Here is a 15,579-nt window from a genome sequence, read left to right on the forward strand (position 1 = left end):
GCCCGGTGGCGCTATGCCTGCCGGGCCTTCAACACTAGCGACCTTTGGCTTTCTCCATCATCGCCCGAATATTAGCGATACTGGCCTGGCCTTTGTGCATTCGTTCCTCAGCGGTAATCACTTTTCGCTCCTGCTCCCACATGATGTCGTCCTGCGGCAACTCCAGCAGGAAACGGCTCGGCTCCGGACGCACCGTTTCGCCATACTGACGGCGCTCTTTGCAGAGGGTAAACGTCAGCTCTTTCTGCGCACGCGTAATGCCAACGTAGGCCAGACGGCGCTCCTCATCGACGTTCTCTTCTTCGATGCTGCTCTGATGTGGCAGTAAGCCCTCTTCCATGCCCACCAGGTAAACGTACGGGAACTCAAGTCCCTTGGACGCATGGAGCGTCATCAGCTGCACCTGATCCGCTTCCTCCTCGCTTTCACCGCGCTCCATCATATCCCGCAGCGTAAAACGCGTAACGACCTGAGTCAGAGTCATCGGCTCATCGATATCCGATCCTTCCAGCATCTCGGTCATCCAGCTAAAGAGCTGATTGACGTTTTTCATCCGCATTTCTGCCGCTTTCGGGCTGGCGGAGGTCTCATACAGCCAGGACTCATAGTCAATGCCGCGGATCAAATCGCGTACTGCGGAAATGGGCTCACGCTCACTCAGCTGTTGGATCTCGCCCAACCAGTGGGTAAAGCGCGTCAGCGATTCATAGCCACGTCCAGCTAGCGTCTGGCTCAGCCCCATATCGAAGCTGGCGGTAAATAAGCTTTTGTTGCGGGTCATCGCCCACTCGCCGAGTTTTTGCAATGTTGCCGGGCCAATCTCGCGCTTCGGCGTGTTCACGATGCGTAAAAAGGCGCTGTCATCATTTGGATTGGTCAGCACCCGCAGGTAGGCGAGCAGATCTTTGATTTCAGGGCGTGAGAAGAACGACGTCCCGCCAGAAATTTTGTATGGGATACGGTTCTGCATCAGCATCTTTTCAAAGACCCGCGACTGATGATTGCCGCGATAGAGAATGGCGTAATCTTTGTAATGAGTTTTATTAATAAAGTGATGCGCGATCAGCTCGCCAGCCACGCGCTCGGCTTCATGATCTTCGTTATTGGCGCTTAATACCTTCAGTTCGCTGCCGTAGCCCAGCTCGGAGAAGAGGCGTTTTTCGAAGACGTGCGGGTTATTGGCGATCAGGATGTTTGCCGCTTTCAGAATACGCCCCGATGAGCGGTAATTTTGCTCCAGCTTGATGACCTGCAGAGCCGGGAAATCCTTGCTCAAGAGCACCAGATTTTGCGGACGAGCGCCGCGCCAGGAGTAGATTGATTGATCGTCGTCGCCCACCACGGTAAAACGTGCCCGCTGTCCTACCAGCAATTTCACCAGCTCGTACTGACTGGTGTTGGTGTCCTGGTATTCATCCACCAGCAGATAGCGGATCTTGTTCTGCCAGCGCTCGCGCACCTCTTCATTACGTTGCAGCAACAGCGTCGGCAGCAGGATCAGGTCGTCAAAATCCAGCACATTGCAGGCCTTGAGGTGATCGTGGTACAGGCTGTAGCAGTGGGCGAAGATCCGATCCCGCTCGCCTTTGGCACTCACCGCTGCCTGGGCGGGATCCATCAGATCGTTCTTCCAGTTAGAGATCGTCGAGATCAGCTGCTGCAGCACCACTTTGTCGTCTTCAATCAGCCCTTCTGTGAGTTCCTTGAGCAGCGCAACCTGATCGGTGTCGTCAAACAGAGAAAAGTTCGATTTCATTCCCAGGGCGGCGTATTCGCGCTTAATGATATCCAGGCCCAGTGTATGGAAGGTGGAGATCATCAGGCCACGTGCCTCTTTACGTCCCAGCGTTTGCCCGACGCGCTCTTTCATCTCACGCGCGGCTTTGTTGGTAAAGGTCACCGCCGCGATATGGCGAGCCTGATAGCCACAACCACGGATCAGGTGGGCGATTTTATTGGTAATCACGCGGGTTTTGCCGGAACCAGCCCCTGCCAGCACCAGGCATGGTCCAGTAACAAATTCGACCGCTTGTTGTTGTCCAGGGTTTAAACGCATAGGAATATTGCTCAATCTTCGAACGGGGTGGGGATTGTAGCAGAAAGCCGGGCGCAGATTTACCGGCTAATGATAAAGTGAAGAAAAGCGATAAACCCCGAGAGCAGAACCATGAAAAAGACCGCAGCGGCCCTGCACATTCTGGTAAAAGAAGAGAAGCTGGCACAGGAGATCCTTGCCAAGCTTGAACGCGGCATCAGCTTCGATCATCTGGCCAAACGCTACTCCCGCTGTCCGACCGGGCGCAACGGCGGCGATCTGGGGGAGTTTAAGCAGGGGATGATGGTTAAGCCATTTGATGAGGCCGTCTTTAGTTGTCCACTGTCAAAACCCTACGGACCGGTGAAAACCAAATTCGGTTACCACATCATCAAGGTGCTATTTCGACGATAAGCCATGCTAAAATCGCCAGCCATATTTCCCGCTTTGAAGGCGCACATCATGGCAAAAACAGCAGCAGCACTGCATATCCTTGTTAAAGAAGAAAAACTGGCTCTGGAACTTCTGGAGCAGATTAAGAACGGCGGTGACTTCGAGAAGCTGGCGAAGAAACACTCCACCTGCCCGTCCGGTAAAAAAGGCGGCCACTTAGGTGAATTCCGTCAGGGCCAGATGGTTCCGGCGTTCGATAAAGTCGTGTTCTCTTGCCCGGTGCTGGAGCCAACTGGCCCACTGCACACCCAGTTCGGATACCACATCATCAAAGTGTTGTATCGTAACTAATATAAAAAACCCGGTGGCGCTAGCGCCTACCGGGTTTTTCATGTTGTAGGTCGAGTAAGCGAAGCGCCACCCGACGACTTTTATTAGCCTGCTACCGCGATACGTTTCATATCGGTCATGTAGCCACGCAGTTTATGACCTACGCTCTCGATCGCATGGCTGCGAATCGCTTCGTTTACGTCACGCAGCTGGGCGTTGTCTACTGCGCCATCTGCAACAGCTTTACCGAGATCGCCTGCCTGCAGGGTAGTCATGAACTCTGTCAGCAGCGGTACGCAAGCGTAAGAGAACAGATAGTTACCGTACTCCGCGGTATCAGAGATAACCACGTTCATTTCATACAGACGCTTACGGGCGATGGTGTTCGCAATCAGCGGCAGCTCGTGCAGTGATTCGTAGTAAGCGGACTCTTCGATAATGCCGGAATCAACCATGGTTTCGAATGCCAGCTCAACGCCTGCTTTCACCATGGCAATCATCAGAACGCCTTTATCAAAGTATTCCTGCTCACTGATTTTGCCGTCAAACTGTGCAGCGGTTTCGAACGCGGTTTTACCGGTCTCTTCACGCCAGGTCAGCAGGTTTTTGTCGTCATTGGCCCAGTCAGCCATCATGCCGGAAGAGAACTCGCCGGAGATGATGTCGTCCATGTGTTTCTGGAACAGCGGCGCCATAATCTCTTTCAGCTGTTCGGACAGCGCATAAGCACGCAGTTTCGCCGGATTAGACAGACGATCCATCATCAGGGTGATACCGCCCTGCTTCAGCGCTTCGGTGATGGTTTCCCAGCCGAACTGAATCAGTTTTTCTGCGTAAGTCGGGTCGGTGCCTTCTTCCACCAGCTTGTCGAAGCACAGCAGAGAGCCCGCCTGCAGCATACCGCACAGAATAGTTTGCTCGCCCATCAGGTCAGATTTCACTTCTGCCACGAAGGAGGATTCCAGCACGCCCGCACGGTGTCCACCGGTTGCAGCTGCCCAGGCTTTCGCAATCGCCATGCCTTCGCCTTTTGGATCGTTTTCCGGGTGAACCGCGATCAGCGTCGGAACACCGAAACCACGTTTGTACTCTTCACGGACTTCGGTACCCGGGCACTTCGGCGCCACCATGACGACGGTGATGTCTTTACGGATCTGCTCGCCCACTTCAACAATGTTGAAACCGTGGGAATAACCCAGGGCGGCGCCGTCTTTCATCAGCGGCTGTACGGAACGCACAACGTCGGAGTGCTGTTTGTCCGGCGTCAGGTTAACCACCAGGTCCGCCTGCGGGATCAGCTCTTCGTAGGTACCGACTTTGAAACCGTTTTCGGTCGCTTTGCGCCATGAAGCGCGCTTCTCAGCAATCGCTTCTTTACGCAAGGCGTAAGAGATATCCAGACCGGAGTCACGCATGTTAAGGCCCTGGTTCAGGCCCTGTGCGCCACAGCCAACGATGACCACTTTTTTACCCTGAAGGTAGCTTGCGCCATCAGCAAATTCATCGCGCGCCATGAAGCGGCATTTGCCCAGTTGCGCCAGCTGCTGACGCAGGTTCAGTGTGTTGAAGTAGTTAGCCATGGTGATACCTCGTGATGTTGTACTGTCTTATTGTTCGGTTCGCTTATGCGAGAATGAACTTACTATATGACAGGAAATTTATTGCGGAAATTGATATATTCACAACGTCACGTTGCAATTTCTGCAACGTAAAATCGTGGGGTGTCAGCGGTGGATTTACGCGATCTGAAAATGTTCCTGCATCTGGCGGATAGCCGCCATTTTGGCCGCAGCGCGCGGGCGATGCACGTCAGCCCCTCCACGCTCTCCCGACAGATTCAGCGCCTGGAAGAGGACCTCGGTCAGCCGCTATTTGTGCGCGACAACCGCACGGTCACGCTCACTGAAGCAGGGGAAGAGCTACGCATTTTTGCCCAGCAAACGCTATTGCAGTATCAGCAGCTGCGCCACACTATCGATCAGCAGGGCCCGTCGCTCTCTGGCGAACTGCATATCTTTTGCTCGGTGACGGCGGCATATAGCCATCTGCCGCCGATCCTCGACCGCTTTCGCGCCGAACATCCCTCGGTAGAAATTAAACTCACCACCGGCGATGCCGCCGACGCGATGGAAAAAGTGGTGACCAACGAAGCCGACCTGGCGATTGCCGGCAAGCCGGAAACCCTGCCGGGCGCGGTGGCGTTCTCGATGCTGGAGAATCTGGCGGTGGTCTTGATCGCCCCGGCGCTGCCGTGCCCGGTGCGTAATCAGGTGTCGGTCGACGAACCTGACTGGTCAACGGTGCCCTTTATCATGGCCGATCAGGGTCCGGTGCGTCGTCGCATCGAACTGTGGTTTCGCCGTCACAAGATCAGCAATCCATCGATTTATGCCACGGTGGGCGGGCATGAGGCGATGGTGTCGATGGTGGCGCTCGGCTGCGGCGTGGCGCTGCTGCCGGAAATCGTGCTGGAAAACAGCCCGGAGCCGGTGCGCAACAGGGTGATGATTTTAGAGCGTAGCGATGAAAAAACGCCGTTTGAGCTTGGTGTCTGCGCACAAAAAAAGCGGCTACATGAGCCGCTCATTGATGCGTTCTGGAAATTGTTACCTAATCACTAACCCGCAAGGAAGAACCTGAACGCCGGGTTGTGCGTCTCATCGTGACAGTCATAGCCCAGCTCGTTGAGCCGCGTTTCGAAATCTGGCTCGTGCTCGCCCAGTTCGAATGCCGCCAGCACGCGACCGAAGTCAGTGCCGTGGCTGCGGTAGTGGAACAGGGAGATATTCCAGTGCGTACCCAGGGTATGCAGGAATTTCAGCAACGCGCCGGGGGATTCCGGGAACTCGAAGCTGAACAGACGTTCCTGTAACGGCTTCGACGGACGCCCGCCAACCATATAGCGCACGTGCAGCTTCGCCATTTCGTCGTCAGACAGATCCACCACGCTGTAGCCGCCTTCGTGCAGCAGGGAGAGGATCTCCTTGCGCTCTTCCAGCCCGCGACTCAGACGCACGCCGACAAAAATGCAGGCGTCTTTGGCATCAGCAAAGCGATAGTTAAATTCCGTTACCGAACGGCCACCCAGCAGCTGGCAGAACTTCAGGAAGCTGCCTTTTTCTTCCGGGATGGTCACGGCCAGTAGCGCTTCACGTTGTTCACCCAACTCGCAGCGTTCAGAGACGTAACGCAGGCCGTGGAAGTTAACGTTGGCACCCGACAGAACGTGCGCCAGACGTTCACCGCGAATGTTGTGCTGAGCGATGTATTTTTTCATCCCTGCCAGCGCCAGCGCGCCCGATGGCTCCGCCACCGCACGCACATCTTCGAACAGGTCTTTCATCGCCGCGCAGATTGCATCGCTGTCGACGGTAATGATGTCGTCGAGATACTCCCGGCAAACGCGGAAGGTTTCATCCCCGATGCGCTTCACCGCCACGCCTTCGGCAAACAAACCCACACGCGGCAGATCCACCGGATGTCCGGCGTCCAGCGCCGCCTTCAGGCAGGCGGAATCTTCTGCTTCCACAGCAATGACTTTGATTTGCGGCATCAGCTGTTTGATCAGCACCGCGACGCCTGCCGCCAGACCGCCACCGCCGACCGGCACAAACACGCGATCGAGATGGGCGTCCTGCTGCAGCAGCTCCAGTGCCAGGGTACCCTGTCCGGCGATCACCATCGGATGGTCGAACGGCGGTACCCAGGTGAAGCCCTGCTGCTGCGACAGTTCAATCGCTTTGGCTTTCGCTTCGTCAAAGTTGGCGCCGTGCAGTAAGACTTCGCCACCAAAACCACGTACCGCATCCACTTTGATATCGGCAGTCGCTACCGGCATAACGATCAAGGCTTTTAGCCCCAGACGCGCGGCAGAGAAAGCGACGCCCTGAGCATGGTTGCCCGCAGACGCTGTAATCACACCACGCGCTTTTTGCTCTTCAGTCAGCCCAGCCATCATTGCGTAGGCACCGCGCAGCTTGAAGCTGTGCACCGGCTGCCTGTCTTCGCGTTTCACCAGGATAACGTTATCCAGTCGCGAGGACAGCTTCTCCATCGTTTGCAACGGTGTAACCTGTACCGCTTCATAGACCGGTGCACGCAGCACCGCCCGGAGATATTCCGCCCCTTCAGGGGCGGCGGATAAGGGTTGGGATTCGGCCATCATTAGCCCCCAAGTTTGGATTTATCACGTACAGCGCCTTTATCTGCACTGGTGGCGAGGGTCGCGTAAGCGCGCAGGGCGAAGGAAACTTCACGCTGCCGATCTTTCGGCGTCCAGGCTTGATCCCCGCGCGCTTCCTGCGCTTCACGACGGGCTGCCAGCTCCCGATCGCTCAGCTGCAGCTGAATGCCGCGATTCGGAATATCAATGGCAATCAGGTCACCATCTTCAATCAGCGCAATGTTACCGCCGCTGGCCGCTTCCGGTGAAGCGTGACCAATGGAAAGTCCCGATGTCCCGCCAGAGAAACGACCATCGGTGATCAGAGCGCAGGCTTTGCCCAGACCCATCGATTTGAGGAAGGTGGTCGGGTAGAGCATCTCCTGCATCCCCGGTCCGCCTTTCGGCCCTTCATAACGGATCACCACCACATCTCCGGCGACCACTTTACCGCCGAGAATGGCTTCTACCGCATCGTCCTGGCTTTCATAGACTTTTGCCGGACCGGTAAATTTGAGGATGCTGTCATCCACACCTGCGGTTTTTACGATACAGCCATTTTCGGCCACGTTGCCGTACAGCACCGCCAGGCCACCATCTTTGCTGTAAGCATGTTCCAGCGAGCGGATGCAGCCTTCAGCGCGATCGTCATCAAGGGTATCCCAACGACAATCCTGCGAGAACGCCTGGGTAGTACGAATACCCGCCGGGCCGGCGCGGAACATGCTTTTCACAGCTTCGTCTTTGGTTAGCATGACGTCGTACTGATCCAATGTTTGCGGCAACGTCAGGCCAAGAATGTTTTTCACCTCACGGTTCAACAGTCCAGCGCGATCCAGCTCGCCCAGGATCCCCAGCACGCCACCAGCACGGTGAACATCTTCCATGTGGTATTTAGGGGTGCTTGGCGCGACCTTACACAGCTGCGGCACTTTGCGGGACAGCTGATCGATGTCGGTCATGGTGAAATCAATTTCGGCTTCCTGCGCAGCAGCCAACAGGTGCAGAACGGTGTTAGTGGAACCGCCCATGGCGATATCCAGCGTCATGGCGTTTTCAAACGCCGCTTTGTTGGCGATATTGCGCGGCAGTGCGCTGACATCATCCTGCTCATAGTAGCGTTTGGTCAGTTCAACGATGCGCTTACCGGCACTGAGGAACAGCGCTTTACGATCGGCGTGCGTGGCCAGCAGTGAACCATTCGCCGGCTGGGATAAGCCCAGCGCTTCGGTCAGACAGTTCATCGAGTTGGCGGTGAACATACCGGAACAAGAGCCGCAGGTCGGGCACGCAGAACGCTCAACCTGTTCGCTCTGTTCGTCGGACACTTTCGGGTCGGCGCCCTGAATCATCGCGTCAACCAGGTCGAGCTTGATGATTTTATCGGAAAGCTTGGTCTTACCCGCTTCCATTGGGCCACCGGAGACGAAGATCACCGGAATGTTCAGACGCAGGGAGGCCATCAGCATCCCCGGGGTGATTTTGTCGCAGTTGGAGATACAGACCATCGCATCGGCGCAGTGGGCGTTAACCATGTACTCCACCGAGTCGGCAATCAGCTCGCGCGACGGCAGTGAATAAAGCATGCCCCCGTGCCCCATCGCGATCCCGTCATCCACGGCGATGGTATTAAACTCTTTTGCCACGCCGCCAGAAGCTTCAATCTGTTCGGCAACCAGCTTCCCGAGATCGCGAAGGTGAACGTGACCCGGTACGAATTGGGTAAAAGAGTTGACCACGGCAATGATCGGCTTACCGAAGTCGGCGTCGGTCATCCCGGTGGCGCGCCACAGCGCGCGGGCACCCGCCATATTGCGGCCATGAGTGGTGGTGGCGGAACGGTACTTAGGCATGCGTTATTTACTCCCGTCTATCTGGTAAATGGGACGGTGCGTGCCGTCCCATATTTAAGCGTATTAGTTAACCTGATCCAACCAACCCCATTTATCTTCGGTTTCACCGGTGAAGAGGCCAAAGAAAGCGTCCTGAATACGTTTGGTGACCGGACCACGGCGGCCTTCACCGACCTGAATACCGTCAACGCTGCGTACCGGGGTGATCTCTGCCGCGGTGCCCGACATGAAGACTTCATCTGCAAGATACAGCGATTCGCGGGAAAGCACCTGCTCACGCACTTCGATCCCCAGATCCTGCGCCAGCTTGATGATAGCGTCACGGGTGATGCCCGGCAGAGCAGATGAGGTGAACGGCGGAGTGAACAGAATGCCGTCTTTCACCTCGAAGAGGTTCTCGCCCGCACCTTCGGAGATGTAGCCGTTCACATCCAGCGCGATCCCTTCCTGGTAGCCGTGACGGCGCGCTTCGCTGCCAACCAGCAGAGAAGAGAGGTAGTTACCGCCCGCTTTTGCGGCGGTCGGGATGGTGTTTGGTGCCACGCGGTTCCAGGAGGAGACCATGGCATCGATCCCTTGCTCCAGCGCTTCTGCACCCAGGTATGCCCCCCACGGGAACGCTGCGATGATCACATCGGTGGTGTAACCTGCTGGCGGGTTGACGCCCATACCGACATCCCCCACGAACACCAGTGGACGAATATAGGCGCTGGTCAGGCTGTTTTTACGAATGACGGCGCGGCAGGCCTCCATCAGCTCGTCAACGCTCTGAGAAACCGGGAAGCGATAAATTTTGGCTGAGTCACGCAGACGCTGCATGTGTTCGCGGTGGCGGAACACCACTGGACCTTTGTGAGAATCGTAGCAACGGATACCTTCAAACACAGAAGTACCGTAGTGCAGGGCGTGGGACATCACGTGGACTTTAGCGTCCTCCCAGCGGATCATCTCACCATTGGACCAAATGAAATCAGCTTTTTTCGTCGTCATTTCTCTTCCTTTTGCGCTCAGGCGCGGATTTGTTGTGTTTGTGATGAGGCTGCACGCTGCTGGATCTCAACCCGGGCGACGTCGACCAATTTGCTCAACTGGCTAAACAGTAAGTCGACGGGGCGCTGGCTGGCAACGGTCAATTCAATATTTATGTTCTGGGCATCGGTGGCGGTTTCCATATTCATCGAACAAATCTGGAATCCACGATGGCGTACCACGCGCAATACACGTTCTAACGTTTCCGGGTTGAAGCGAGCCAGCACGGCGACCTGATGATGCATCATGATAATTTCTCCAGCATTTGTGAGTTACTGGCGCCGGGCGGCACCAACGGCCAGACATTCTCAAGCTCGTCGATTGAGACATGAAGCAGGTAAGGCCCCTTGCTTGACAGCATTTCATCAAGTGCCGCTTCAACCTGGTCTTTACGGGTGATGTGCTGGCCAGGGATACCGAAAGCGCTGGCCAGAACGAGAAAATCGGGGTTATCGGTGAGGGTGGTTTCGCTGTAACGCTCCTCAAAAAAGAGCTGCTGCCACTGGCGCACCATGCCTAAACGCTGGTTATCCAGCAGCACGATTTTCACCGGTAACTGCTTGCGCTTGATGGTGCCCAGCTCCTGCACGTTCATCATAAATGAACCATCACCGGAGACGCAGATCACCGTATCGTTCGGGCGTGCTACCTGGGCACCCACGGCGGCAGGCAGACCGAAGCCCATCGTGCCTAACCCGCTTGAGGTGATGAAGTTTTCCGGGCGCGTGTAGGTCATGTGCTGAGCCGACCACATCTGATGCTGGCCTACGTCGGTGGTCACCACGCTGTCTGCAGGTTTGCGATCAGACAGCTGCTTCAGCAGCAGCGGCGCATAGATGGCTTCGCCCGGATGATCGTAGCGCCAGGCATGCTCACCGCGCATCTCAGCGGCGTGCTGACGCCACGCGTCAATCGCTAAAGGCTGCTGTAAGGCTGGCAACAGCGCATTGAGGTCGCCCTGCAACGCCACATGGGTCTGGCGCAGTTTGTTCATTTCTGCCGGGTCGATATCCATATGAATGACTTTTGCATTCGGCGCGAAGGTATTCAACTTGCCGGTTACGCGGTCATCAAAGCGCGCACCCACGGCGATTAACAGATCGCACTCCTGCACGGCGAGGTTTGCCGCTTTCGTACCATGCATCCCCAGCATCCCGAGGTAGTACGGATAGTCGGCATCAACCGCGCCCAGCCCTTTCAAGGTACAAGTCGCAGGCATTTGGGTTGTGGCGATAAACTCGCGCAGGGCGGGAACCGCCTGTGCCATACCGACGCCACCGCCAACGTAGAGAACAGGTTTTTTCGCCTGTACCAGCATCTGACTGGCTTCGTCGACCTCAGCGAACGGGAAAGTGCCGTCGCTCTCGACAGTAGAGAAGTGTGGCTCCAGATCGCCCACAGCAATCTGAACGTCTTTAGGAATATCGATCAGAACCGGACCTGGACGGCCTGAGTTTGCCACCTCAAAGGCTTCCGCCATGACGCGCGGGAGCTCTTCGAGAGATTGCACGAGGAAACTGTGTTTAGTACAAGCCAGTGACAAACCGAGAACGTCCACTTCCTGAAATGCGTCAGTACCAATAAGAGGGGAGGCTACCTGGCCGGTGATGGCCACAACAGGAACGGAATCAAGCAGCGCATCAGCCAGGCCGGTGATCAGATTGGTTGCGCCCGGGCCGGAGGTCGCCATACAGACGCCGGTTTTACCCGTTGCGCGTGCATAACCAATGGCCGCCATAGCCGCACCCTGCTCATGTCGGCACAACAGATGTTCCACGCCGCCGTCATACAATGCATCATAAATCGGCATAATTGCGCCACCCGGGTAACCGAAGATTGTCTCGACACCCTGCGCTCGCAACGCATGTACTACCCACTGTGCGCCATTCATAGTTAGTTCCCCGTCGTAAATCGGTAGAAACAGAATTTTATGCTATCGGCCATCATCTGCTCCTCAGTTATATTTTAAGGTCATAAAAAAACCCCCGGACCTTTCGGTGCGGGGGTCTTAGTTCGTTAAGGCTTGATTTCTAAGCCTTTCCTCGTCCAAGTGCAGCCCCGCACGGTGGGATAATAATCACCACCACGCTAATCACGACCAGGCTAATCACTCGTAGAAGGGCTGTCATTTTCAGTTCTTTTGGCTTCTTGTTCGAAGGAATACCTAAAGAGTTACCACAGATAGCGCTTCAGATACAATATTTTTTTATAATCCACTTCGTTATTACGTGAATAGTTTAGATAAAAATCATTGTTTTTTATAACAAAAACAGAAAATGAATTATTTTCATTTTTTAATGCGCTCGACAGCCAGAAGCCATGCTTATCACAAAATGCGAGCAGGTATCCAGGATGATGAAAAGCTTACAGTTTTGGCAAAGTTATTCGGAATGGTGTACGTAATACCGCAATTCGCAGGTAAAAATAGCTGTCTGCCGATGACATAGTAAGTCTTCAAGGAGGATGTTTATGTCATTGTCGGTTATCTATACCCGCGCTGCGTTAGGCGTAGAAGCGCCACTTATTTCGGTCGAAGTCCATCTCAGTAATGGTCTGCCAGGGCTAACGCTGGTCGGGCTACCGGAAACGACGGTCAAAGAGGCCAGGGATCGCGTGCGCAGCGCCATTATCAACAGCGGTTACACCTTCCCGGCAAAAAAGATCACCATTAATTTGGCCCCGGCTGATTTGCCCAAAGAAGGTGGTCGATATGATTTACCTATCGCCATTGCGCTTCTCGCTGCTTCTGAGCAACTCTCTTCCTCCCTATTAAGTCGTTACGAGTTTGTAGGTGAACTCGCGCTTACAGGCGCATTAAGAGGGGTTCCCGGAGCAATATCCGGTGCTATGGCGGCTATACGCGCCGGGAGAGAGATTATTGTCGCCACAGATAACGCTGCAGAAGTCAGTCTGATTGAAGAAAAAGGCTGTCTGGTGGCCGAACACCTCCAGGAAGTGTGCGCCTTTCTTGAAGGTCGCCATGAATTAGCAGCGCCAGCAGGGGAGCCGTGTCTCGCAGAAAACGACATTCACGATATCAGTGACATCATCGGTCAGGAACAGGGAAAACGAGCGCTGGAGATCACTGCCGCTGGGGCCCATAACCTGCTGCTCATTGGGCCACCGGGCACGGGAAAAACCATGCTAGCGAGTCGGCTCAATGGGCTACTGCCGCCGCTCAGCAACCATGAAGCACTGGAAAGTGCGGCTATCGTTAGCCTGGTGAATGCCACGTCACTGCATAAGCAGTGGCGCCGACGCCCTTTCCGCGCCCCGCACCATAGCGCCTCGCTGATGGCAATGGTCGGTGGGGGGTCCATCCCCGGGCCGGGAGAGATCTCGCTGGCGCATAATGGCATCCTCTTTCTCGATGAATTGCCCGAGTTTGAACGGCGCGTGCTTGATGCTTTGCGTGAACCGATTGAATCCGGTCAGATCAATATCTCCCGGACGCGGGCCAAGATAAGCTATCCCGCCCGCTTTCAGCTTATTGCCGCCATGAATCCAAGCCCCACGGGACACTATCAAGGCAATCATAACCGCTGTACGCCCGAACAGACGCTACGCTATCTTGGGCGTTTATCGGGCCCTTTCCTCGATCGCTTTGATTTGTCGCTTGAGATCCCGCTTCCGCCACCGGGATTGCTGAGTCAGACGCACAAAACGGGAGAAACCAGCAAAACCGTGCGCACCCGAGTTATCGCCGCACAGGACCGGCAGCTGGCGCGGCAACATAAACGCAACGCCCTTCTGGATAACGCCGAGATCCGCGAGTTTTGTCAGCTGATACCTGAGGATGCGCTATGGCTGGAGCAGACGTTTACGCGGTTCGGCCTGTCGGTACGCGCCTGGCAACGCTTGCTGAAGGTAGCGCGCACCATTGCCGATCTGGAGGAGAGTGAAATGATTGAACGCAGACATTTGCAGGAGGCACTAAGCTACCGCGCAATTGATCGTCTGTTGTTGCATCTGCAAAAAATGCTGGCATGAAAAAAGGGGCCGTAGCCCCTTCTTCTTAATCGTCTGAATCAGTGTAGTCTTCCGCGCCTTCCATCTGTGGTTTTCCACCAGACAGAGTATGGAAGCGTTTTGGACGCTTAATTCGCGCCATATACTTGATCCACACGCGCTCCGCTTCCGTTACCGGCTCACGCTCACCGCGGCAAACGGCAACAAACAGTTTTTCGTCTTCGGTAATGGGTTCACGTTTTCCCAAATCCAGCTCATTGAAGGCATAACCCTGGCGTTCAAGCAGTTGAGCTTCTTTGATGGTGAAATCACCATGGCGAGAAAATCCGCGTGGATAATTTTTGTTGTCGAAAAAACGATTAGTTGTCGTAAAGCTTTCCGCCATCCTACACGCTCCTATATCTTTGGCCGAGCTATTTATGGCGCGGAGTATTAGTTACGCTTGACAGAGTGTAAAACAAAACATTTAAATCATAACGACAAATTATTTTGCGGAGAAAACCGTGGATACGGAATTGCTAAAAACTTTTCTCGAAGTGAGCAGGACTCGTCACTTTGGGCGCGCCGCAGAAGCGCTATATCTGACGCAGTCGGCTGTCAGCTTTCGTATTCGGCAGCTTGAAAACCAGCTAGGCGTGAATCTTTTCACTCGTCATCGCAACAATATTCGCTTAACGCCAGCGGGTGAAAAGCTCCTGCCTTATGCAGAAACGTTAATGAGCACCTGGCAGGCCGCGCGTAAAGAGGTCGCTCATACCTCCAAGCATAATGAGTTCTCGATCGGGGCCAGCGCCTCGCTATGGGAGTGCATGCTTAGTCCCTGGCTGAGCCGCTTATATCGCTCTCATGGGCAGCTACAGTTTGAAGCGCGTATTGCACAGCGACAATCGCTGGTTAAACAGCTGCATGAAAGACAGTTGGATCTGCTGATTACCACTGAAGCACCAAAAATGGATGAATTTAGCAGCCAGATCCTCGGGCAATTCACACTGGCGCTGTATGCCGCTGCACCCGCAGCCATGAAAGCCGATCTGAATTATCTCCGACTGGAGTGGGGACCCGATTTTCAACCACACGAGGCCGGACTGATTGCCCATGATGATGTTCCTGTGCTGACTACCAGTTCTGCTGAGATCGCGTGTCAGCAGCTCGCGTCGTTAAAAGGTTGCACCTGGTTACCGCAGCGGTGGGCCAGTAGTAAACCTGGGTTACACACAGTGACGGATTCAGCCACGCTCCAGAGGCCGCTCTATGCCATCTGGCTTCAGAACAGTGACAAGCAAGGACAGATTAAAGATCTATTAAAAATTAACGTGATGGATTGAGTAGAAAGGTTGCAGGGACGCAACTTACAGACCTGAAGGGATGTTGCCAGCACTTTATTACAGGCAAAAAAAATCCTTTGCCGAAGCAAAGGATCCTTTATATGGCAGGGGCGGAGAGACTCGAACTCGCGACACCCGGTTTTGGAGACCGGTGCTCTACCAACTGAGCTACGCCCCTAAATTTTCTTACTATTAAGCCTGCTAATATAGCAGGCTTAATATCTTAATAAGTGGCGGAACGGACGGGACTCGAACCCGCGACCCCCTGCGTGACAGGCAGGTATTCTAACCGACTGAACTACCGCTCCACCGAAGACTTCTGTAACCACCGGTTTATTACCCCGGTTTACTACTTAATTTGATGCCTGGCAGTTCCCTACTCTCGCATGGGGAGACCCCACACTACCATCGGCGCTACGGCGTTTCACTTCTGAGTTCGGCATGGGGTCAGGTGGGACCACCGCGCTACAGCCGCCAGGCAAA

At 54.9% G+C, this 15,579-nt stretch carries 15 protein-coding genes, 2 tRNA genes and 1 rRNA gene; 5 read left to right on the forward strand and 13 right to left on the reverse strand.

All coding sequences use genetic code 11. From position 1 onward, the window contains the following. Window positions 1-34: 34 nt before the first annotated feature. Window positions 35-2,056: a DNA helicase Rep gene (gene rep, locus M8014_RS00835; RefSeq protein ID WP_271280691.1), complete on the reverse strand. Its 2,022-nt coding sequence runs from the start codon at window positions 2,054-2,056 to the stop codon at window positions 35-37. Window positions 2,057-2,167: 111 nt separating this feature from the next. Here rep and ppiC (M8014_RS00840) point away from each other — a divergent pair, with 111 nt between their 5' ends. Then, window positions 2,168-2,449: a peptidylprolyl isomerase PpiC gene (gene ppiC / locus M8014_RS00840; protein ID WP_271280692.1), complete on the forward strand. Its 282-nt coding sequence runs from the start codon at window positions 2,168-2,170 to the stop codon at window positions 2,447-2,449. A gap of 48 nt (window positions 2,450-2,497) precedes the next feature. Then, window positions 2,498-2,779 (forward strand): peptidylprolyl isomerase PpiC, encoded by a 282-nt coding sequence (ppiC, locus tag M8014_RS00845; RefSeq protein WP_271266106.1) that lies wholly within the window; start codon window positions 2,498-2,500, stop codon window positions 2,777-2,779. Window positions 2,780-2,862: 83 nt separating this feature from the next. Here the strand turns inward: ppiC (M8014_RS00845) and ilvC are convergent, their stop codons facing one another. Next, window positions 2,863-4,338, reverse strand: a complete 1,476-nt coding sequence (gene ilvC / locus M8014_RS00850) for a ketol-acid reductoisomerase (RefSeq protein WP_271280693.1) — start codon at window positions 4,336-4,338, stop codon at window positions 2,863-2,865. Between the two features lie 150 nt (window positions 4,339-4,488). Between ilvC and ilvY the strand changes: the two genes are divergently transcribed. Further along, the gene (gene ilvY, locus M8014_RS00855; protein ID WP_271280694.1) at window positions 4,489-5,379 is read left to right on the forward strand and encodes an HTH-type transcriptional activator IlvY; all 891 of its coding nucleotides are present in this window, start codon (window positions 4,489-4,491) and stop codon (window positions 5,377-5,379) included. Here ilvY and ilvA read toward each other — a convergent pair. The 7 genes from ilvA to ilvL all read right to left on the reverse strand — a co-directional run bounded on the left by ilvA (window position 5,376) and on the right by ilvL (window position 11,931). Next, the gene (gene ilvA / locus M8014_RS00860; RefSeq protein ID WP_271280702.1) at window positions 5,376-6,920 is read right to left on the reverse strand and encodes a threonine ammonia-lyase, biosynthetic; all 1,545 of its coding nucleotides are present in this window, start codon (window positions 6,918-6,920) and stop codon (window positions 5,376-5,378) included. The genes ilvY and ilvA overlap by 4 nt on opposite strands. Window positions 6,921-6,922: 2 nt before the next feature. Beyond that, window positions 6,923-8,773, reverse strand: coding sequence for a dihydroxy-acid dehydratase (ilvD, locus tag M8014_RS00865; protein WP_271280695.1), 1,851 nt, complete (start codon window positions 8,771-8,773; stop codon window positions 6,923-6,925). Window positions 8,774-8,836: 63 nt separating this feature from the next. After that, entirely contained in the window at window positions 8,837-9,763 is a 927-nt protein-coding gene (locus M8014_RS00870; RefSeq protein ID WP_271280696.1) for a branched-chain amino acid transaminase, read from the reverse strand. A gap of 17 nt (window positions 9,764-9,780) precedes the next feature. Then, entirely contained in the window at window positions 9,781-10,050 is a 270-nt protein-coding gene (gene ilvM, locus M8014_RS00875; RefSeq protein ID WP_271280697.1) for an acetolactate synthase 2 small subunit, read from the reverse strand. Next, a complete protein-coding gene (gene ilvG, locus M8014_RS00880) occupies window positions 10,047-11,693 on the reverse strand; it encodes an acetolactate synthase 2 catalytic subunit (RefSeq protein ID WP_271280698.1) in 1,647 nt (548 codons plus the stop codon). The genes ilvM and ilvG overlap by 4 nt, the downstream gene beginning before the upstream one ends. Window positions 11,694-11,695: 2 nt before the next feature. After that, window positions 11,696-11,749: a peptide IlvX gene (gene ilvX / locus M8014_RS22820; RefSeq protein WP_418939587.1), complete on the reverse strand. Its 54-nt coding sequence runs from the start codon at window positions 11,747-11,749 to the stop codon at window positions 11,696-11,698. Window positions 11,750-11,832: 83 nt separating this feature from the next. Then, the gene (gene ilvL, locus M8014_RS00885; protein ID WP_001311244.1) at window positions 11,833-11,931 is read right to left on the reverse strand and encodes an ilv operon leader peptide; all 99 of its coding nucleotides are present in this window, start codon (window positions 11,929-11,931) and stop codon (window positions 11,833-11,835) included. Window positions 11,932-12,271: 340 nt separating this feature from the next. Between ilvL and M8014_RS00890 the strand changes: the two genes are divergently transcribed. Further along, a complete protein-coding gene (locus M8014_RS00890) occupies window positions 12,272-13,792 on the forward strand; it encodes a YifB family Mg chelatase-like AAA ATPase (protein WP_271280699.1) in 1,521 nt (506 codons plus the stop codon). Window positions 13,793-13,817: 25 nt separating this feature from the next. Here M8014_RS00890 and M8014_RS00895 read toward each other — a convergent pair whose 3' ends face one another. Continuing rightward, a complete protein-coding gene (locus tag M8014_RS00895; RefSeq protein WP_271280700.1) occupies window positions 13,818-14,156 on the reverse strand; it encodes a MaoP family protein in 339 nt (112 codons plus the stop codon). A gap of 118 nt (window positions 14,157-14,274) precedes the next feature. Here M8014_RS00895 and hdfR point away from each other — a divergent pair, with 118 nt between their 5' ends. Continuing rightward, window positions 14,275-15,096 (forward strand): HTH-type transcriptional regulator HdfR, encoded by an 822-nt coding sequence (hdfR, locus tag M8014_RS00900; protein ID WP_271280701.1) that lies wholly within the window; start codon window positions 14,275-14,277, stop codon window positions 15,094-15,096. A 102-nt stretch (window positions 15,097-15,198) separates the two neighbouring features. Here the strand turns inward: hdfR and M8014_RS00905 are convergent. The 3 genes from M8014_RS00905 to rrf all read right to left on the reverse strand — a co-directional run bounded on the left by M8014_RS00905 (window position 15,199) and on the right by rrf (window position 15,575). After that, a tRNA-Trp gene (locus tag M8014_RS00905) sits at window positions 15,199-15,274 on the reverse strand. A gap of 53 nt (window positions 15,275-15,327) precedes the next feature. Further along, window positions 15,328-15,404 (reverse strand) — tRNA-Asp (locus M8014_RS00910). Between the two features lie 55 nt (window positions 15,405-15,459). After that, window positions 15,460-15,575: ribosomal RNA gene (gene rrf, locus M8014_RS00915) — 5S ribosomal RNA — on the reverse strand. Between the last annotated feature and the right edge of the window lie 4 nt (window positions 15,576-15,579).

It is taken from the genome of Silvania hatchlandensis, from assembly GCF_025564065.1.
GTDB lineage: Bacteria > Pseudomonadota > Gammaproteobacteria > Enterobacterales > Enterobacteriaceae > Enterobacter > Enterobacter hatchlandensis.